The organism is Arthrobacter oryzae, from assembly GCF_031454875.1.
GTDB classification, from domain to species: Bacteria; Actinomycetota; Actinomycetes; order Actinomycetales; family Micrococcaceae; genus Arthrobacter; species Arthrobacter oryzae_D.
In genome coordinates this window covers 38,544-57,806 of sequence record NZ_JAVDRQ010000008.1, presented here as the reverse complement: position 1 = coordinate 57,806, position 19,263 = coordinate 38,544, and the positions used below count along the sequence as shown (strand labels likewise).

At 66.1% G+C, this 19,263-nt stretch carries 14 protein-coding genes and 1 pseudogene; 9 read left to right on the top strand and 6 right to left on the bottom strand.

Annotated features, from left to right (window positions below):
• Positions 1-234 precede the first annotated feature (234 nt).
• Genes J2805_RS15260 through J2805_RS15245 form a run of 4 tightly spaced genes read right to left on the bottom strand, consistent with a single transcriptional unit; the run spans position 235 to position 4,206 of the window.
• On the bottom strand, positions 235-1,629 hold the full coding sequence (locus tag J2805_RS15260) for an adenylate/guanylate cyclase domain-containing protein (protein WP_309977669.1): 1,395 nt from the start codon (positions 1,627-1,629) through the stop codon (positions 235-237).
• Positions 1,619-2,263: a PH domain-containing protein gene (locus J2805_RS15255; RefSeq protein WP_309977667.1), complete on the bottom strand. Its 645-nt coding sequence runs from the start codon at positions 2,261-2,263 to the stop codon at positions 1,619-1,621. The genes J2805_RS15260 and J2805_RS15255 overlap by 11 nt, the downstream gene beginning before the upstream one ends.
• Entirely contained in the window at positions 2,256-3,266 is a 1,011-nt protein-coding gene (locus tag J2805_RS15250) for a biotin--[acetyl-CoA-carboxylase] ligase (RefSeq protein ID WP_309977664.1), read from the bottom strand. Before J2805_RS15250 ends, J2805_RS15255 begins: the two co-directional genes overlap by 8 nt.
• Positions 3,267-3,315: 49 nt before the next feature.
• Positions 3,316-4,206 carry an SDR family oxidoreductase gene (locus J2805_RS15245; RefSeq protein ID WP_309977662.1) on the bottom strand — a complete coding sequence of 297 codons (891 nt, stop codon included), beginning with the start codon at positions 4,204-4,206 and terminating at the stop codon, positions 3,316-3,318.
• A 206-nt stretch (positions 4,207-4,412) separates the two neighbouring features.
• Between J2805_RS15245 and J2805_RS15240 the strand changes: the two genes are divergently transcribed.
• The 4 genes from J2805_RS15240 (at position 4,413) to J2805_RS15225 (ending at position 9,695) form a co-directional block, all read left to right on the top strand.
• Positions 4,413-5,996, top strand: coding sequence for an acyl-CoA carboxylase subunit beta (locus J2805_RS15240; RefSeq protein WP_309977660.1), 1,584 nt, complete (start codon positions 4,413-4,415; stop codon positions 5,994-5,996).
• A 56-nt stretch (positions 5,997-6,052) separates the two neighbouring features.
• Positions 6,053-6,271, top strand: coding sequence for an acyl-CoA carboxylase subunit epsilon (locus tag J2805_RS15235; RefSeq protein ID WP_309978025.1), 219 nt, complete (start codon positions 6,053-6,055; stop codon positions 6,269-6,271).
• Positions 6,272-6,368: 97 nt separating this feature from the next.
• A complete protein-coding gene (locus J2805_RS15230) occupies positions 6,369-8,054 on the top strand; it encodes a DUF885 domain-containing protein (protein ID WP_309977657.1) in 1,686 nt (561 codons plus the stop codon).
• A 195-nt stretch (positions 8,055-8,249) separates the two neighbouring features.
• Positions 8,250-9,695, top strand: coding sequence for a dicarboxylate/amino acid:cation symporter (locus J2805_RS15225; RefSeq protein ID WP_309977655.1), 1,446 nt, complete (start codon positions 8,250-8,252; stop codon positions 9,693-9,695).
• A 99-nt stretch (positions 9,696-9,794) separates the two neighbouring features.
• Here the strand turns inward: J2805_RS15225 and J2805_RS15220 are convergent.
• A pseudogene (locus J2805_RS15220) lies at positions 9,795-10,341 on the bottom strand (hypothetical protein).
• Positions 10,342-10,521: 180 nt separating this feature from the next.
• On the opposite strand from J2805_RS15220, the gene J2805_RS15215 reads away from it, so the two are divergent.
• Both J2805_RS15215 and J2805_RS15210 read left to right on the top strand, forming a co-directional pair.
• Positions 10,522-11,202, top strand: a complete 681-nt coding sequence (locus J2805_RS15215; RefSeq protein ID WP_309977653.1) for a TetR/AcrR family transcriptional regulator — start codon at positions 10,522-10,524, stop codon at positions 11,200-11,202.
• 1 nt (position 11,203) lies between these two features.
• Positions 11,204-13,747 carry an MMPL family transporter gene (locus tag J2805_RS15210; RefSeq protein ID WP_309977651.1) on the top strand — a complete coding sequence of 848 codons (2,544 nt, stop codon included), beginning with the start codon at positions 11,204-11,206 and terminating at the stop codon, positions 13,745-13,747.
• Between the two features lie 95 nt (positions 13,748-13,842).
• Here J2805_RS15210 and J2805_RS15205 read toward each other — a convergent pair whose 3' ends face one another.
• Positions 13,843-15,321 (bottom strand): HNH endonuclease, encoded by a 1,479-nt coding sequence (locus tag J2805_RS15205; RefSeq protein WP_396134371.1) that lies wholly within the window; start codon positions 15,319-15,321, stop codon positions 13,843-13,845.
• A 389-nt stretch (positions 15,322-15,710) separates the two neighbouring features.
• Between J2805_RS15205 and J2805_RS15200 the strand changes: the two genes are divergently transcribed.
• The 3 genes from J2805_RS15200 to J2805_RS15190 all read left to right on the top strand — a co-directional run bounded on the left by J2805_RS15200 (position 15,711) and on the right by J2805_RS15190 (position 19,244).
• On the top strand, positions 15,711-16,421 hold the full coding sequence (locus tag J2805_RS15200; RefSeq protein WP_309977650.1) for a Maf family protein: 711 nt from the start codon (positions 15,711-15,713) through the stop codon (positions 16,419-16,421).
• Between the two features lie 124 nt (positions 16,422-16,545).
• Complete coding sequence (locus J2805_RS15195; RefSeq protein ID WP_396134370.1) at positions 16,546-18,399, top strand: acetyl/propionyl/methylcrotonyl-CoA carboxylase subunit alpha; 1,854 nt, start codon at positions 16,546-16,548, stop codon at positions 18,397-18,399.
• Positions 18,400-18,512: 113 nt separating this feature from the next.
• Entirely contained in the window at positions 18,513-19,244 is a 732-nt protein-coding gene (locus J2805_RS15190; protein WP_309977649.1) for a glutamine amidotransferase, read from the top strand.
• Positions 19,245-19,263: the final 19 nt, after the last annotated feature.

Sequence of the window (19,263 nt, the reverse complement as noted above, 5' to 3'; positions counted from 1 at the left end):
ACCCAACGCGTGCCGGGTGCGCGATGGGGAGCACTCCCCAACCGCCTGACCTGCGGTTCCGTCCGTCACAGGGATCAGCATTGCGGCATTGCCGGTTTTCCCCCGGCAAAAATGCATTCCGGGCATGCCAGGACTCGCTGCAAAATAGCCCGATCAGTCCGACTATGTCATAAGACCATCAATTTTAGAAACCTGTACCCGAAATTCCCCGCGGCCGAAATATAGGCCGAATATTTAGTCCAGGACCAGGCCCCTGCCGCTGCCGCGCTGGAGCAGGACGGGATGGATTTCTCCGAACCCGCGGACTTCCTCGGCCTGCTGCGGCTCGAGGATAAACCGCTCATCGTGTTCCAGCGCCGCGGCCGTCATGGAATCGACCAGGACAGTCCCGGGATCGGCCAGCGCCGTCAGGCGGGCCGCGAGGTTAACGGTCGGACCGTAAATGTCGCCCAGACGCGAGAGTATGCGGCCCCACACCATGGCGACCCTGGCCTGCGGAAGAATCTCGTCCTCGGTGAAGGCATGCGAGAGTGCGAGTGAGATTTCGGCACCGGCCGCCGGTGTCTCGGCAATATAAAGGACTTCATCACCCACCGTTTTCACCAGCCGGCCGCCGCCGACCGAAATAATCTCGGCGCATTTGTTCTCAAATCGCTGCACCAGCTGCGCGAGTGTCTTTTCGTTCATGCGCCGGGAAAGGCTCGTATAGGACACCAGGTCCGCAAAGCCGACGGCCCGCGCGAGGGGCAGCGGGGCATCGTCCTCGTCGCCTTCACGGCCCTCTTCGCTGGCCTGCAGTCCGGCTTCGGCCCGCACCGCAAGGCGCTGGACACCGGCATTCAGCTGCCGTCGCCAGGAGTACGTCAGCATCTCCTCCAGTGCATCCACCAGGGACGGCAGCTGTTTGACCAGCATCTTGCGGGCCACGGCATCCGGCACACCCTTCTGGTGGACCAGGTCCTCCACCAGGGCTTCGATCTGCCAGACCACCATGCGGTCAGTCATTTGGCCGATGGCGCGGGTGACGGAAATGGCCGCCTCTTCGGTGAGCTTCCCCGTACGGACCAGATCCACCACGGTGGACAGCGCTGCCTGGTCACGCTCTGTGAAGGCAACATCCTCGTCGCCCAGGTTGGGAAACCCCAACGCGCGCCAAAGTTTGCGTGCGGACAGCAGCGACAGCCCGGCGCCGGCCGCCACTTCACGGCGGCGCAGCTTGCGTTCACCGCCAAGGAGCCTGGCTTCCAGCGCCTTGGCTGCGAGCCGTTCGGCGGAAAGCGTTCCGGTGGGCGTAGGTTCCACCGACTCGGCGGACCGGCCAGCGTGGGCAGGATCATAGGGCGCGGGGTCATGGGGTATCGGCTGGTGCACTGCCGGCCGCGCACTGGGAGGATCACCTGGCAGGGATGTTCCGAGCACCGGCGCTTCAACCGAGGCGGCATCGAGCGAAGCGGGGCCAACTGATCCGCGGTCCACCAGTGCCGGGACCGACTCCAACGAAATCGGTTCCAGGGTGGCCGTTTCCAGGACCGCGGCTTCGAGTGTGGCGGATTCCACTACGGCATCCGGCGGCGAGGGCAGCTCAGACGGCTCGGCGTTGTTCACGGACCCGGTATTCTCAACGCTCATCTCTTCCACCTTCTCTCGTATCCCACTGCTCCCTGGTGTCCCACGGCTCCCTTATGTTCCACGGCCTGTACGGCGGCGCGTCCCCGTCATTCTCCCGGGCCCGGTCGGCCTCATACATCACACCCACCGGCAGTTCGTCGATCGCATCGAGGACGAAATTTCGAAACTTCGCGGCCTCCGGAACGTCCGGGATCACCGTATCCTCACCATGCCCGGTATCCAACGATATATTCCCTGAACGCAATATGCGTTGCCACAGCGACTGGCTGACCCCGACGTGGCGCACGGACGCGAGCGAGATCTGCACGTCCCTCCTGCGCAACATGCCGTAACGGGCAACTATCCGCCTGCTGGTCAATTCGTACCGGGTAGCGTGCCATCTCAGCAGACGCGGCAGGCAATACCCCAACAGTATCCACGCAACTCCGGCGACGCACACTGCGACAAGCCAAAATGTCCATTCCCCGGTAATGAGCGGGACCAGCCTTGCCGGTTCCCCTTTGACGATCCAAGCACTCGCGAAGGCCCCCAAGGCAGGCACGAGGATAAACAGCAACCCTGGAAAAGCCAGTTTCCGGGGCTGGGGCCGGGTGACAGTGATGACCTGTTCCCCCGGCAGGAGGTCTTTACGCATATCCGCTTTCCGCGGTTCCGTTCTGCGATCCGCCCGGCGCTCCCGGCGGCGTCCATGGCCGGAGGTGAACCACGTCACCGGCAGTCACCACATGCTCGTGCTTGCCTGCGTCCACCACCAGCAGGGAGCCATACTCGTCCAGGCGGGACGCATGGCCGATGATCTCGTGGTCACCCGGCAACTGCGCGCGCACCTGCTTGCCGAGAGTGGACATCACCGCTTCTACCCGCTTGTGCAGCGACGGTCCGCCGACCATCCCGGCAGCGGGGTCGCCGTCGGCGTTGCAGAAGTTGCGGTACAGGGCGGCAAAGCGCGAAAGGTAGCTCTTCAGCAGCGCGGTGCGGTCGACGGTCCGGGCACTCTCAAGCAGTACGGACGTGGCCGTGGGAACGGGGAGCTCCTTAGCGGTCAGCGTGACGTTGAGGCCGGTGCCGAGGATAACGGGCGGAACAGTCCCGTCGCCCATGGGTCCCAGCTGCGCCAGGATGCCGGCGATCTTCCGGCCCCGGACCATGACGTCGTTTGGCCACTTGATCTCGGCAGGAATGCCTGCAGTTTCCAGGAGTGCCTCCCGCAGCGCGAGGGCTGCGAGCAGCGAAAACCAGGAGTAGCTGTGGGTGGGCAGCGGCCGCCCGTCGGCGTTGACCGGCCGGAGGACGATCGAGACGGACACGGAGCTCAGCGGCGGCGCCTCCCAATGGCGGTCGAGCCGGCCGCGGGCCGCGGTCTGGTGCTCAGCGGTCAGCACAGAGAGGTCCGGCCAGGCGTGCGGGTCCACGGTCACTCCCTGCAGGAGGTCCGCGTTCGTGGACCCCGTTGAGTCCACCACAATGAGCTGCGCTATCCCGTTGGCCGCCAGGAAATCCTCGCTGCTCAACTCATTCCTGTTCAGCCCGACCCTGGTCACGGCCTCCGGCAGGGCTGCGGAAGCCACCTCGGGGTTGCTCTCGGAGGAAGGCACATTGCTCGGGTCTTGGCCGTCTGCAGGCTGGGGGGCGTCCATAGTTGAATCCTACCGAGTTGCCGCACCCACGGCGGCGGAGGCTGCGTTCTCAGAGGAAAATGTCAGGGACCAGCCGGCCCTCCGGCGCCCCGAGGCTATACCGGGAAAAATCGGTCACGCCGGCTGCGGCGAGCACCTGCTCATCCGTATAGAAGTTGCCGCTCCGCGAGGCCCCCTGCCCCACTGCGTTACTGCCCGTCAGTACGGCGTGCGCCGCGTCCGCCATGATCTCCGGCCCCCGTGCGGCCTTGACGATGTTTTCGCCTCCGGGCATGTTGCGGATGGCGGCCGTGTCGATCAGGGTGCAGGGCCAGAGCGAGTTGACATCAATGCCGTCGCCCCTGAGCTCCTCGGCCAGTCCGAGCGTGGTGAGGCTCATTCCGTATTTGGCCATGGTGTAGGCGAGGTGCATTCCGGCCCATTTGGGGTCCAGGTTCAGCGGCGGCGAAAGGGTCAGGATATTTGCGGACGCTGAGCGCCGAAGTGCCGGCAGCGAGAGCTTGGAAAGCAGGAACGTGCCGCGGACGTTGATGTCCTGCATGAGGTCATAGCGTTTCATGTCCACGGCGTCGGTCTTGGAAAGGTCGATGGCCGAGGCATTGTTGATCACGATGTCGATGCCGCCGAACCGTTCGACGGCGGCGGTAACCGCCCCGGCGACGTCGTCGTCATTGCGCACGTCGCCTACGAGCGGGAGCGCCTGGCCGCCGGCGGCCTCCAGCTGTTCGGCTGCGCTGTAGACCGTTCCTTCGAGTTTCGCGTGCGGCTGGCCGGTCTTGGCCATCAGCACTATGTTGGCGCCGTCGCGGGCGGCGCGGAGGGCGATGGCCAGCCCGATGCCGCGGCTGCCGCCGGACATCAGGATAGTGCGGCCCTGAAGGGAACCGGCGGCCTGGTACGGCCCTGCGGCGGTGCCCGAAGCATCGTTGCTTGAAGTCATAGGGACACTCTAACCGAACTATGTTACTGATGGGTAACATAGCGGTCAGCGTTACTCCGCGGCGGAAAATTGTAGGGTTTCTACAGCGGTCCGGGCCAATAGCGTCACTAGACTAGCCAACAGGGTCTTGTTTTTGTGCGGAAGCTACTTAAGCATCGACGCGCCACAGGACCAGCGACTATCAGCTAAAGAGCCGGAGACACTTGATGAGCCACGATCTGACAACGACAGCGGGCAAGATTGCAGACTTCCGCGACCGCCAGGCTCGTGCCGAGCAGCCTTCCGGCCCCGAAGCAATCGAGAAGCAGCACGCACGCGGCAAGAACACGGCCCGCGAACGCATCGACCTGCTGTTGGACGAGGGCTCCTTCGTCGAGTTCGACGCCCTGGCAGTGCACCGGTCCACGGCCTTCGGCATGGAAAAGAAGAAGCCCCTCGGGGACGGGCTCGTCTCCGGCTACGGCACGGTGGACGGCCGTCCCGTGGCGGTCTACAGCCAGGACTTCTCGGTCTACGGCGGCTCGCTGAGCCAGGTCAACGGCGAGAAGATCGTCAAGGTGCAGGAGTTCGCACTCCGCAACGGCTGCCCCGTGGTGGGCATCCTCGACGGCGGCGGGGCGCGTATCCAGGAAGGCGTCGCCTCCCTGGCAATGTTCGCGGACATCTTCCGCAACAACGTCCACGCATCCGGCGTCGTCCCGCAGATTTCCCTCATCATGGGCCCCTCCGCCGGCGGCGCGGCCTACTCCCCCGCGCTGACCGACTACGTGGTCATGGTGGACAAGACCTCGCACATGTTCATCACCGGCCCTGATGTGATCAAGACGGTCACCGGCGAGGACGTGGACATGGAGACCCTGGGCGGCGCCCGGCAGCACAACGCCACCACCGGAACCTCCACGTACCTGGCCGCGGACGAGACGGACGCCATCGAGTTCGTCCGCGAACTCCTGGACTTCCTGCCCTCCAACAACCTGGCGGAAGCCCCGGTCCTGGAACATCAGCAGGAACTGGATGTCGACGACGACGACCTCGCCCTGGACGCGCTGATCCCCGATTCCGCCAACCAGCCCTACGACATGCGCAAGGTCGTTGAGCAGATCGTGGACGACGGCCACTTCCTGGAGATGCAGGCCCTCTATGCGCCCAACGTGATGATCGGCTACGGCCGCATCGAAGGCCACACCGTGGGAATAGTGGCCAACCAGCCCATGCAGTTCGCCGGTACCCTCGACATCTCGGCCTCGGAAAAGGCGGCGCGCTTCGTGCGGCACTGCGACGCCTTCAACATCCCCATCATCACGCTGGTGGACGTGCCCGGCTTCCTCCCCGGCAAGGACCAGGAATTCCAAGGCATCATCCGCCGCGGCGCAAAGCTCCTCTATGCCTACGCCGAGGCCACTGTTCCCAAGCTCACCGTGATCACCCGCAAGGCCTACGGCGGGGCTTACATCGTGATGGGGTCCAAGAAGCTCGGCGCCGACCTGAACCTGGCCTGGCCCACGGCACAGATCGGAGTTATGGGCGCCCAGGGCGCCGTCAACATCCTGTACCGCCGTGAACTCGCCTCCGTGGCCGAAAACGGCGGTGACGTCGAGGCAAAGCGCGCGGAGGTCATCCGGCAGTACGAGGAAGAGCTGCTCAACCCGTACCAGGCGGCCCAGCTTGGCTACGTGGACGCCGTCATCGCCCCGTCCGAAACGCGGGTGCAGATCATCAAGGGCCTGCGGGCGCTGCGGGACAAGCGCGCCAGCCTGCCCGCCAAGAAGCATGGGAACATCCCGCTGTGACGCCGGAAGTTGAGCCGGCCGGGGACGCCGCGGGTAAGTCGGCCGGGGACGAAACAGTGCCCGGCGACACGGCCGCCCAGGAGCCGCTGTTCTCCGTGGTCAAGGGCGAGCCCACGGACGTGGAGCTGGCGGCCCTGGCCGCCGTCGTGCTGTCCCTGGGCACCTCCGCGGGCGAGGGTAAATCGAAGCCAAGCGTCCGCCAGTGGGTCCGCCGGCAGCAGTTGCGGCTGGCTCCCACGCCGGGCCCGGGCGCCTGGAAGCGCAGCCGGGGCTAAAAGCCGGCGCCGAAAGGCCGCCGCGGCGGCGGCCGCTGACACTCCGAAAAGTTCAGTGAGTCTTTCATAACCGGGATTGCGCCGTTAGTCTCGTGGGGTGACTACCGAACCCGCAGCCTCCGCGCGCCCCCAAACAGCCATCGACGCCGTCGCCGACGCCTATACGGACACCCTCATCCGGCTCGACCCGAGCCTCGCCACGACCCTCGGGGTGCCGGGCAGCGAGACGGAATTCCAGGACTTCTCACCGGCCGGAATCGAAGAGTTCATCACGGCGGCCAAGGACGCTCTCAGTGCCCTTGACGGGCTGGAGCCGGCAGACGACGTCGACGCCGTCACGCTGGACGCCATGCGCGAACGGCTCGGCCTGCAGCTGGAGATCCACGAATCCGGCTGGGACACGGCCGACCTGAACAACATTTCATCGCCGGCACAGGACATCCGTGCCATCTTTGACCTGATGCCCACCGAGTCCGCGGAACACTGGGAGCACATCGCCGGCCGCGCCCACAGCGTTCCCGGAGCGATCGACGGCTACATCGAATCGCTGCGGTCCGCCAAGGAGCAGGGCAAGGTCTCGGCTGCGCGGCAGGTGTCAATCGTCATCGAACAAGGCACCAAGTACGCTGCCGAGGACGGCTTCTTCGCCAATATGGCCGCCGGTGCAAAGACCACGGAAGGACCGCTCTCCGCGGAACTTCAGGCAAGGCTCGACGACGGAGCTGCCGCGGCCCGCGCCGCCTATACGAAGCTGGCGGACTTCCTTTCGACCGAACTGTTGCCCGTCGCCCCGGCCAAGGATGCCGTGGGCAGGGACCGTTATGCGCTGGCATCGCGGGAGTTCCTGGGTGCGACCGTAGACCTCGATGAGACCTACGCCTGGGGGGTCCAGGAACTTGAACGGCTCATCGCCGAACAGGAACGCGTGGCCGCCGAAATCCGCCCCGGCGCCTCGGTGGAGGAAGCCAAGGAGATCCTGAACAGCGACCCCGCGCGCCAACTCCAGGGCACCGACGCGCTCAAGGCCTGGATGCAGCGCCTCTCAGACAGGGCCGTGGCGGACCTCGCCGGAGTGCACTTCGAGATTCCGGACATCATGAAGACGCTGGAGTGCCTGATCGCCCCCACCGACGAGGGCGGCATCTACTACACCGGACCTTCCGACGACTTCACCCGGCCCGGCCGGATGTGGTGGTCGGTCCCCGCCGGCGAGGACACCTTCACCACGTGGGCCGAGACCACCACGGTGTTCCACGAAGGCGTCCCCGGACACCACCTCCAGATCGCCACCGCCATCTACCGCCGCGAGCTGCTGAACAAGTGGCGCCGCAACGTCTGCTGGACGTCGGGGCACGGCGAAGGCTGGGCACTCTACGCCGAGAAACTGATGCAGGAACTCGGCTACCTGAAGGACCCGGGAGACCACATGGGCATGCTGGACATGCAGCGCATGCGGGCAGCACGGGTCGTCTTTGACATCGGCGTCCACCTGGAGCTGGAGGTTCCGCAACGCTGGGGCAGCGGAACCTGGACGCCGGACAAGGGCTACGACTTCCTGAAGGAGAACCTGGCGATCAGCGAGGGCCAGCTCAACTTCGAGTTCGCCCGCTACCTGGGCTGGCCGGGCCAGGCGCCGTCCTACAAAGTGGGCCAGCGGCTGTGGGAGCAGATCCGCGCCGACCTCGAAGCGCGCCCCGGCTTCGACCTCAAGGAATTCCACACCAAAGCCCTGAACATCGGCTCCGTAGGACTCGACACCCTCAAGCGCGCGTTGCTGACGTAAGCCGTCATGGTTGGCGCAGCCCGGGGTCCGGCCCGTTCTGCGAGACGTTTGCCACACGCTTCCCGGGAATAACTTCATAAAACTGCCCAATGACGCCATTCTTCGGGGATTTTCGAGGCGCACAGCGAATTTATTCCCGTAACATTTCTCAACGTGCGTTCGTGATGGTATGAAACATCCGCCTAGCGTGTTCGGGTGACCACTCAAACCAGCACCCCCTCCCCCGCCGGAAACACCGGCTTCCGGCTGCCCAAATGGGCCGGTTCGTTCGGCTTCCAGATCATCGCAGCACTGATCGTGGGCCTGGGCCTTGGCCTCCTGGCTAAATACACCGGCAGCACCAAGGCGAGCCCCAACGCACTCGGCGCCACCCTGCAGACCATCGGCTCGAGCTACGTCTCGCTGCTGCAGACCGCCGTGGTACCCCTTATTTTCACCGCAGTCGTCAGTTCCATCTCGAACCTGCGGCAGGTATCCAATGCCGCGAAGCTGGCCTGGAACACTCTGCTCTGGTTCGCCATCACGTCGTTGATCGCCGTGCTCATCGGCATCGGCCTGGGAGTGCTGCTGCAGCCCGGCGCCAGCACCGGCATCACCGAGGAAGCCAAGTACACGGGCAAATCCGGTGACTGGTGGGCCTTCCTCGTTGGCCTCTTCCCCAAGAACTTCCTGGGCCTGGGTGCCAGCACCACAGTCACAGAGGGAGTGGCCACCACGGCCGTCAGCTTCAACGTCCTGCAGATTCTGGTGATCGCAATCGCCGTCGGCGTGGCCGCTTTGAAGGTCGGCAAGGCCGCCGAGCCCTTCCTTAACCTCAACGCCTCAGCCCTCGCTGTCATCCAGAAGGTCCTTTGGTGGATCATCCGGATTGCGCCGCTGGGCACGGTGGGCCTCATCGGCAACGCCGTGGCTGTCTACGGCTGGGACACCATCGGTTCCCTGGGCAAGTTCACGTTCGCCATCTACGTCGGCCTGGCCCTGGTCCTGTTCGTGGTCTACCCGGTCCTGGTGCGCACCCACGGGCTGTCGGTCAAGCAGTATTTCTCCGGTGTGTGGCCCGCCGTGCAGCTGGCGTTCGTCTCCCGCTCCTCCGTGGGCACCCTGCCGCTGACCCAGCGCGTGACCGAGCGCAGCCTGGGTGTTCCCCGCGCCTACGCATCCTTCGCCGTGCCGCTGGGCGCCACCACCAAGATGGACGGCTGCGCTGCAATCTACCCGGCCATCTCCGCCATCTTCGTTGCTCAGTTCTTCGGCATCCAGCTGGACTTCAGCCAGTACCTGCTGATCGCCCTCGTCTCGGTGCTGGGCTCCGCCGCGACCGCCGGAACCACCGGCGCCGTCGTGATGCTGACCCTGACCCTCTCCACGCTGGGACTGCCGCTGGCCGGCGTCGGCCTCCTGCTGGCGATCGACCCGATCCTGGACATGGGCCGCACCGCGGTCAACGTGGCCGGACAGGCGCTGGTCCCCACGATTGTCGCAAAGCGCCAGGGCATCCTGGACGAGGCGCTGTACAACGCTCCCCGCAACGGTGACCCGTTCGTGGACGACGACGCCGAGCCCGCCGCAGATCCCTCGGCCGCCGACGCCGGAGCTTCTACGGGTTCGGACGGACGCGAGCTGGCCGGCACCAAGGCTTAGAAACCACCCGCCAGAAAGCGCGAACGTACAGTTGAGGCCCCAAACCCACACGGGTTTGGGGCCTCAACTGTACGTTCGCGCTCGTATGGTGGGACGGGCCTAGTGGCCGCCGCCGATCACGCCTTTCTCGACGGCTTTGGTAACAGCGTCGGCTTCGGCCTGGGTGAGTTTGCCGTCGGCTACGGCCTCGTCCAGCCGGGGACTTCAGGGCAGCTGCACGCTCGGACTGAGCTTCGTTGCGCAACTCCTCAAGCGCAGCAGTGACCTTGGCTTCGTCTACGCCGAGGGACTCCGCCAGGGATTTTGCCAGCGCCGCTTCCATGGCCGCACGGTCAGGCTTCGTCCCTTTCGCAGGGCGTCCGGAGGGCTTATTTGCTTCACGGAATGACTTCAGCGCGTCGGTAACCTTCGCTTCGTCGACACCGAGTTTGGCGGCAAGCTCCGACGCCCGCACGCCCCCTTCGTGCCCGATCCGGCCTCCCTTGTGACCGCGGTCGTGGCCATGGCCGGAATCCGGCGATGCGCTGGCGGACGGCGGAGGTGTCGGCGTCGTGGCGGCCGACGCTATCCCGCTGACGCCGATGCCGGTTCCAAGGACCAGGGCAGCGGCGCCCAGGCCGAGGCCTATCTTCTTTCTGCTTGCCATGGGACGTCTCCTCAAATCCGCCGCAAGTGTACGGCTGTTCCGAAGGTGGATACAGTTCGCCCACCTTCTCCAAGGCTGGGGGATCCGCTTACGGATTAGCTGTCACGAATCTGTCAGGAAGCTGTGAATCGCTCCATAAAAAACTTGCACAGAGTGTAAACATGCACGTAGTGTAAGTGCGTGCCCAAGACCCAGACCGCCAGCGACACCGCTGCAACCCCGGCGCCCTCGCGACGTGAACTCAACAAGGCCGCGACGCGCCAGGCCATCACCGACGCCGCCCGGCAGCTCCTGCGCAGCAAAGGACCCGGTAACTTCACCGTTGAGGACATTGCCGACGCCGCCGCAATCTCCCGCCGGACTTTTTTCAACTACTTCAGCAGCACGGAGGCCGCCTTGGCCTCCATGACCCACGGCTTCCTGGACAACGCCCTGGCGCAGTTCCGGCTGAGGCCCTCCGACGAGCCCATCCTTGAATCGGCGCGGGCTGCCCTGGTGCAGCTGGCCGATCCCATGACGGTGGCGCCCATGGCTGAGCTGTACAGCCTCGCGCAGTCGAATCCGCAACTGAACCGCTCAGAACTGGAAGCCTGGGACCACTGCACCGAGCAGATCATCGAAGCCGCCCGCGAGCGCTTCGCCGGGGCGCCGGGCACGGAACCCGATGAGCTCTACCTTCGCGCGCTGGCCGGTTCAGTAATCTCCTGCGGCAAGGCCGCCATGGACGTCTGGTTCGCCCGGTGCGGCGCAGACCTCTCCGCCGAGTCGCTGTCGACACTCCGCCAGCTCCTGATCGATGCCATGGGCCTGCTTGGCTCAGGTTTCCTGCCCACCGCCACCCCCTCCACAGATCGGCACTGACATGGCCCTCTTCCTGTACCGCCTCGGCAGGTTCTCGTACCGCCGCCGTTGGCTGGTCATTTCGCTCTGGCTGGCCGTGCTTGTCGCCGTTGGCGGATCTGCCGCGGCCTTCCACGGCACCATGTCCAACAACTTCCAGATCCCCGGCACCGAAACCCAGCGGATGGCGGACAAGCTCAAGAAGGAGCTTCCCAACGCCTCCGGCGGGTCGGCCAGCATTGTCTTCGAGGCACGGGACACCCAGTTTAGCCAGGCCGGCAAGGATGCGGTCTCCGCCGCACTGACCAAGCTCAAGACCCTTCCCGACGTCCAGGGAACAGTGGATCCGTTTGCGACGCAGGCGCAGCTCGACCAGGCGGTTGCCGACCTCGCGGCCGGTGAGCAGCAGGCCGCAGCGGGCCAGGCCCGGCTGGATCAGGCTGCCGCCGAGCTCGCTTCGGGCAAGGCCCGGCTTGAAGCCGCAGAACAGCAGATGACGGCCGCCGGCTTGCCTGCCGCGGCGATTGAAGCGCAGCTTGGCCAGCAAAAGGCAGCCCTCGCGGAGGGCCAGGCAAAGCTCGACGCCGGCACCAAGGAGCTGGAGGCGGGCGCCGCCAAGCTTTCGGCCGGCAAGCGCCAGCTGGAGGCGTCCCGGGGAATGCGGTTCGTGTCGGAGGACGGCAAGGCCGCCATCGCCCAGGTGCAATTCAAAACCTCCATCAACGGGCTGACCCCCGAGGCACGGCAGCAGGTCCAGGACATCGCGGCGGAAACGTCCGCCGCCGGCGTCACGGCCCTGGCCAGCAAGGACATTACCGAAGACATCTCCGAGCTCTTCGGCATCTCGGAAATCCTCGGCATCGCCATCGCCGCCCTGGTGCTCATCGTGATGCTGGGTACCCTGATCGCCGCGGGGCTTCCGCTGCTGATGGCTTTGGTGGGCGTGGCTGTTGGCGTGGGCGCCACGTTTGCCCTCAGCGGGGCCGTGGACATGAGCTCCATCTCCCCCATGCTGGCGCTTATGCTCGGCCTCGCCGTAGGCATCGACTACTCGCTGTTCATCGTCAACCGGCACCGCAACCAGCTGCTGACCGGCATGGATGCTGAGGAATCCGTGGCCCTGGCCACCGGAACATCGGGGAACGCCGTGATGTTTGCGGGCCTGACGGTCATCATCGCACTGGCCGCCCTGGTGGTTCCGGGGTTGCCGTTCCTGGCCGTCATGGGCCTGTCCGCCGCCGCAACAGTCGCCGTCGCCGTCGTCGTGGCGCTGACCCTCACCCCGGCGGTGCTCTCGCTGGTTGGCCGGAAACTGATCTCCAAGCGGGCGTGGGCCAAAGCCGAGCGGCACAACGCCGCGCCCGGCCATGAGACAGAGGACCGGGCAAGGGAAGAACACCGCAGCAGCCATGGCTGGGGCGGCCTGGTCACCCGACACCCGGTGATGGCGCTGCTGGCTGGCGTGGCGCTGCTGGGCGTCCTGGCGCTGCCCGCCGGCCAGCTCCGCCTGGCGCTTCCGGACGGCGGTTCTGAGCCGGTGGAGTCCCAGGCCTTCAAGGCCTACGATGTTACCGGCCGCAGCTTCGGCGCAGGCATGACCGGCCCGATCGTGGTGGTGGGCGACTTCCCCGCCGGTCTCACCGAAGAGGAAGCCCAGGCAAAACAGTTCGACGTCGCTGACATCCTCCGCGGGGTGGATAACGTCACCGCGGCCGTCCCGGTCGCCCTCAGCGAAGACCGCCGCACCGCTGTGTTCCAGGTCATTCCGAAGGACGGTCCGGCAAGCGCCAGCACGGTTCAGGTGGTCTCGGAATTGCGGGCCAGGAACGCCGAAATCCGGGACGCCACGGGGGTTAGCATCGGCCTCACCGGCCAGACCGCCGGCAACGTGGACGTCTCCACCAAGCTCGGCGATGCCCTGCCTCCTTACCTGGCAATCGTGGTGGGACTGTCCCTGATTCTGCTGCTGCTGGTTTTCCGTTCCATTGTGGTGCCGCTGCTCGCCACCGGAGGCTTCCTGCTGTCCCTCGCCGCGGCTTTCGGCGCCGTAGTGGCTGTCTACCAGTGGGGCTGGCTGGGGGCGGTGTTCGGCGTCGAAAATCCGGGTGCCGTGCTGAGCTTCCTGCCCATCATCCTGATCGGGGTGCTGTTCGGACTGGCCATGGACTACCAGGTGTTCATTACTTCAGGCATGCGCGAATCGTTCATGCACGGGGAATCAGCCAAGAACGCCGTCCGGAGCGGGTTCAGCCATGCCTCCGCGGTGGTGACCGCGGCTGCCATCATCATGGTCAGCGTGTTCGCCGGCTTCATCTTCTCGCACCTGAATATGGTCCGGCCCCTTGGCTTCGCCATGGCGTTCGGTGTGCTGGTGGACGCCTTCGTGGTGCGCATGACGATCGTCCCGGCCGTGATGTACCTGCTGGGCGGTAAGGCCTGGTGGCTGCCGCGCTGGCTGGACCGCGTCCTGCCCGATGTGGATGTGGAAGGCGCGAAGCTCCGCAAGGCTGCACCCGGCGTCGGATCCCCCGCCGAGGCAGACCCCGAAGATGTCGGCGCACGCTGACAGAACTCTTCGAGTCCGTTGTGAGCCGCCCGCTGATGACTCGATCGGCGGGCGGCTCTGTTTCACCGGCCGTGCTCTCATGGTCCTTGGCTCACTTACGCCGCGACTGATTCGTTCCGCAATGACCGAAGGGTACGCCTTTGAACCTTGGCGTGGTGGCGGAGCTCTTTCCGGTGGCGCTGCTCCTTCTGATGTCGGAATTCTTCCGGGCGGCCGGAGTCCGCGGTCGGGCTACCACGTTGAGTCCCCGGCAGCGGCGGTGCGGTGGATCGGTAGCTGTGGCCCGTGGGAGTAGTCAGTTGGATGGCATGCCTGGTTCCACCGGCGGCGTTTGGTCCGTTTGCCGGGTGCGCCTTCCAGCCCGGCGTTTCCTTGGTGTGGTTGCAGGCCTCGCAGAGCCCGGCGCCGTTTGCCTCTGTTGTAGCGCCGCCACCGTGCCAGGGGACGATATGGTCCAGATGGCGTATGGGGGCGTCGCAGTAGGGGGTGCGGCACGTGTCGTCGCGTGCCTCGATGATGCGGCGGAGTCCCGCAGGGAAAAGCCGGGCCCGGGAATCCATCGCCACCAGCTCACCCGTGGAGGGGGCCGTGTATAGACGGCGGATCCACGTGTTGAAGGCGTGGGCCCCAGCCGCTCCTGATGGCAACGAGCTGGGCACGGATCCAGCCTCCGTGGACGCGCCGGGCAGCGAAGTTGCTGGCGCCGAACGACCCCGGCCAATGATGCTTCTGGCCCAGCCGCCGGGAACCACCCCATAGCCGGGGAGGCGTGCGGGTTCGCCGTCGCCTTGGAAGAGGGTGCGGTCGGTCATGACGAGCTGAATTTCGATGCCGCTGATCCCGCCCGGCGTCCCGGTGACGCGTTCAACCAGATCATCGGCCATGATCTGTCCGCGGGAGCGGCTGTCCCCGGCCGAGCGCAGCGTGTCGGCCTGCCGGGTAAGGGCAGCGTGAATCGCTACTCCGGCCGAGACAGGCAACAGAGCGGTCAGGTAGCACATGGTGTTCGGAGCCGGACGGAGGCTGACATGCCTCGCCGTGGCAGCGTGGGCGGCTCGTTGGGTAACGGAGCGCGGGTCGCGGCGGTAGGCAGCGGAACGGGCGGCGGCCACTAGGCTCCGGTCGCCGATGCCGGATAGGGTTCCCTCGTCGGGCGCGAGTTCCTCATCGACTGAGCATCGGTCGGCCGCGGACAGGCATGCCGTCTCGCGGACCAACAGCGTGGCCCGCCACTCATTCAGCTGCCCAGCCTCCAAGGCAGCAAGTGTGTGCGGCATCTCCATCACCAAGGCCTTGGCCAGGCCCAGCAACCGGCTCCCCTTGGCCGGGGATTCGCGACCGGCTGTCCGTCGCCTTTGACCGACTGCAGCGCCGGCAGCAGTCCGACGCCGGGACGACCGCGGACCAGCTCGGGGCGGGCAGTGCCGCGCAGATTGCCCTCGCCCGTGGGCCTGACGGGCAGCCAAAGCAGACTTCCTGTCTTCCAATGCCCGGATCTCATCAATCAGCCGGGCTCCGCCGTCCGCAGAGGTACCGCCCGCAGAAATGACCTGGGTTCCACCACTTGGAGCCACAGCTGCATCATCCGTTCCTGGCTCCTGGCCGCAGCAGCAACCACAACAGCATTCCGCTGCTGCCGGAAGTGCTTCGGACCCCCAATTCCCATCCACAACTCAAGTGTCCCTCTGGGCTATGACATTAATTGCCCTGGCATTAACTGACCTGATATTAACGGCCAGGAGATTGATCATGGCCCGCCGAAGCCGGTCAGCCGCTTCGGATGCCATCGGGGAGGTCCCGATCCCGGACGTGGCTATGGGCGCATCGCTGGAGCCCCCTTCGGTCCCTGTTTCCCGTCCATGAACCCACTATCCCGCCGACCTCCGACAATAAGACTTGAGCGACAAAGCCCGGGCAACCGGGCCCAGCGACAATGCGACTCAGGGGGAACTAGGCTGGAGCCGTGACCCGCCTCATTCTTGCCTCCCAGTCCCCCGCCCGCACCAAACTGCTGAGCCATGCCGGCATTCGGCACGAGATCCTGGTCTCCGACGTGGACGAAGACGCCGTCCAGGCACGCTACGGCGTGACGGATCCGCACGACACGGCCCTGCTGCTGGCACGCGCCAAGGCGGAGGCCGTCGCCTCGCTGCCCGAGGCGGAAGGGGCCCTGGTGCTCGGCTGCGACTCCGTCTTCGAGTTCGACGGCGAGGCGCACGGCAAGCCGTACACGGCCGAAGTCGCCAGGGAACGGATGCTGCGCATGAGCGGCAGGATGGGCGTGCTGCACACCGGCCACTGGCTGGTGGACTGCCGCGACACGGATCCCGACGGCGACGGCGAAGACGCCGACCCGTCGGAGGACAGCGACGGGTCGGGCGCAGGCTCCGGTGCGACGCTGGGTTCCGTGACCTCCGCGGAGGTTCATTTTATGGAGATGAGCGTCGAGGAGATCGAGGCCTATATCGCCACGGGCGAGCCGCTCCAGTGCGCCGGCTCGTTCACCATAGACGGCTACGGCGGGGCCTTCATCCGAAAGGTCGACGGCGATCCCCACACCGTCGTCGGGCTCTCCATTTCCACCCTTCGCGGGCTGCTGAGCCAGGCGCAGGTGGGCATCACCGAGCTGTGGACCGGCGGCGCCATCGACCCTGCTGAAGTCCGCGCCGAGTGAGTCAATTCGCAACTCTTTGTAGCTTCCCTACAAACGTCGGGAGCTCTACACGCGGAATCCGCAAGTAAAATCGGCGGAACCCTCAAAATCGCGCTAGGCTCCCTGAAGGAAAGAAGGAGACGCCTTGTCAGCAAATACGGAGCAGTCCGCAAGTCCAGAGCAGTCAGCCGCCCCAAGCCACGCAGGTGCCGCCCTGACGAGCTCCAAGCGGCTGAGCAAAGTCCTGATCGCCAATCGCGGTGAAATCGCCGTGCGCATCATCCGCGCCGCCCGCGACGAAGGCATCACCTCGGTGGCTGTCTACGCCGATCCGGACCGCGATGCCCTGCACGTGCGCCTTGCGGACGAGGCCTACGCACTGGGCGGCAACACCGCCGCGGAGTCCTACCTGGTCATGGAAAAACTGATCGAGGTGGCCCACCAGTGCGGCGCGGACGCCATCCACCCCGGCTACGGTTTCCTGGCCGAAAACGCCCAGTTCGCGGCCATGGTTATCGGAGCCGGCATCACCTGGATCGGCCCCTCCCCCGAGGCGATCTCCGCCCTCGGCGACAAGGTCCAGGCCCGCCACATCGCCGAGAAAGTGGGAGCACCGCAGGTCCCCGGCACGGCCGACCCGGTGGAGTCCGCCGAAGAGATCCTCGATTTCGTGGACAAGTTCGGCCTGCCCGTGGCCATCAAGGCTGCCTTCGGCGGCGGCGGCCGCGGCATCAAGGTGGCCCGCACCCGGGAAGAAATCCCCGAGCTCTTCGAATCCGCCGTCCGTGAGGCCGTAGCTGCCTTTGGCCGCGGCGAATGCTTCATCGAGCGCTTCCTGGATGCGCCCCGCCACGTCGAGACCCAGTGCCTGGCGGACGCCTACGGCAACGTCGTGGTGGTTTCCACCCGCGACTGCTCCCTGCAGCGGCGCAACCAGAAGCTCGTGGAGGAGGCACCGGCACCGTTCCTCACCGAGGAGCAGAACCGCCGCCTCTACGAGTCCTCCAAGGCCATCCTCAAGGAGGCGGGCTACCTCGGCGCCGGAACGTGCGAGTTCCTGGTGGGCCAGGACGGCACCATCTCGTTCCTCGAAGTGAACACCCGCCTCCAGGTGGAGCACTGCGTCTCCGAGGAAGTCACCGGAATCGACCTTGTCCGCGAGCAGTTCCGGCTGGCCCGCGGCGAGAAGCTGGGCTACGACGACCCCGAGGTGCGCGGACACTCCATCGAGTTCCGTATCACCGGCGAAGACCCGGGCCGCAACTTCATGCCCGCCCCCGGCACCATCACCGCCCTGAAGAACCCCACCGGACCCGGCATCAGGATCGACTCCGGCGTGGAGCAGGGCGATGTCATCAGCGGCAACTTCGACTCGATGCTCTCCAAGCTGATCGTCACCGGCGCCACCCGTGAGCAGGCACTCCAGCGCTCCCGCCGCGCCCTGGAGGAGATGGTGGTGGAGGGCATCCCCACCGTCATCCCCTTCGACCTTGCCGTCGTTACCAACCCCGACTTCGCCCCGGCCGAGGGGCCGTTCAAGGTCCACACCCGCTGGATCGAGACGGCATTCGTCAACAACATTCCCGCGTGGACCCCCACCGGCACCGACGCTGAGGCGTCCGACGCCGGCGACCGCCAGCGCGTCGTCGTCGAAGTTGGCGGCAAACGCCTTGAAGTGGTACTGCCCGCGTCGCTCGGCTCGTTCGGCACCGGAGGCGGTTCCGCCAAGCCGGCCAAGGCCAAGAAGCGCTCCCGTTCCGGCGGCCCGGCTGCCGCCGCCGGCGGCAACGCGCTCAGCTCCCCCATGCAGGGCACCATCGTGAAGGTGGCCGTCGCTGAAGGCGACGTGGTTGCCGAAGGTGATCTCGTCGTCGTGCTTGAAGCGATGAAGATGGAGCAGCCGCTCACGGCGCACCGGGCGGGCACCATTACGGGCCTGGCCGCCGTCGCCGGTGCGACGGTATCCGCCGGCGCAGTGATCGCCACGATCGAGGACTGATCCCCGCGGCGGATCGCGCGACTCCGCTGCAGGGCATTGCCCGCCGCACAGCATTACCTACCGCCCCCGGCGCGCCCATGGCGCCCGGGGGCGGCTCCATGCAGACTTAGCGTGTGAAGCCATTTCTACTGCTTGCCTCCCGCGCCGAGGACAAGGCCGCCGAGGAAGAATATGAGGCCTACCTGCGCTACGGCGGACTCGAACCCGCCCAGCTCCGGCGCATCCGGATGGAAGCCGGGCCCCTGCCCGAGCTGGACCTCTCCGCGTACTCCGGAGTGATCGTGGGCGGCAGCCCCTTCACGTCCAGCGACCCGGCAGACCACAAAAGCCCGGCCCAGCACCGGGTAGAGCGTGAACTTGCCCTGCTGTTGGACCGCATTGTGCCCGCCGATTTTCCGTTCCTCGGAGCCTGCTATGGGGTCGGCACGCTGGGCCTGCACCAGGGTGCGGTGATCGACCGGACCTACGGCGAGGGCCTGGGCGGCACTACCATCAAGCTGACGGCGGAAGGGCTGCAGGATCCCCTGCTGCGCGGATTGCCGGAAAGCTTCACTGCCTTCACCGGCCACAAGGAAGGCTGCACCGTCCTCCCCTCGCACGCGGTGCTGCTGGCCAGCTCCGCGGACTGTCCGGTGCATATGTTCCGGATCAAAACCAACCTGTACGCCACCCAGTTCCACCCCGAGCTCGACGCGGAGGGACTGATCACGAGGATCGACATCTACCGCCATGCCGGCTATTTCCCGCCGGAGTCGGCCGAATTCCTGATGGAGAGCGCCCGGCAGTTCTCCGCGACGGAACCGATGAAGATCCTGCGCAACTTCGTCGAGCAGTACGCGCGATAGCAGGGATACAACAAATGCC

Excerpts from the sequence above, each read along its gene's own strand:
- J2805_RS15260 (WP_309977669.1), bottom strand. The coding sequence starts at position 1,629 with ATGAGCGTTGAGAATACCGGGTCCGTGAACAACGCCGAGCCGTCTGAG.
- J2805_RS15255 (WP_309977667.1), bottom strand. The coding sequence starts at position 2,263 with ATGCGTAAAGACCTCCTGCCGGGGGAACAGGTCATCACTGTCACCCGG.
- J2805_RS15250 (WP_309977664.1), bottom strand. The coding sequence starts at position 3,266 with ATGGACGCCCCCCAGCCTGCAGACGGCCAAGACCCGAGCAATGTGCCT.
- J2805_RS15245 (WP_309977662.1), bottom strand. The coding sequence starts at position 4,206 with ATGACTTCAAGCAACGATGCTTCGGGCACCGCCGCAGGGCCGTACCAG.
- J2805_RS15240 (WP_309977660.1), top strand. The coding sequence starts at position 4,413 with ATGAGCCACGATCTGACAACGACAGCGGGCAAGATTGCAGACTTCCGC.
- J2805_RS15210 (WP_309977651.1), top strand. The coding sequence starts at position 11,204 with ATGGCCCTCTTCCTGTACCGCCTCGGCAGGTTCTCGTACCGCCGCCGT.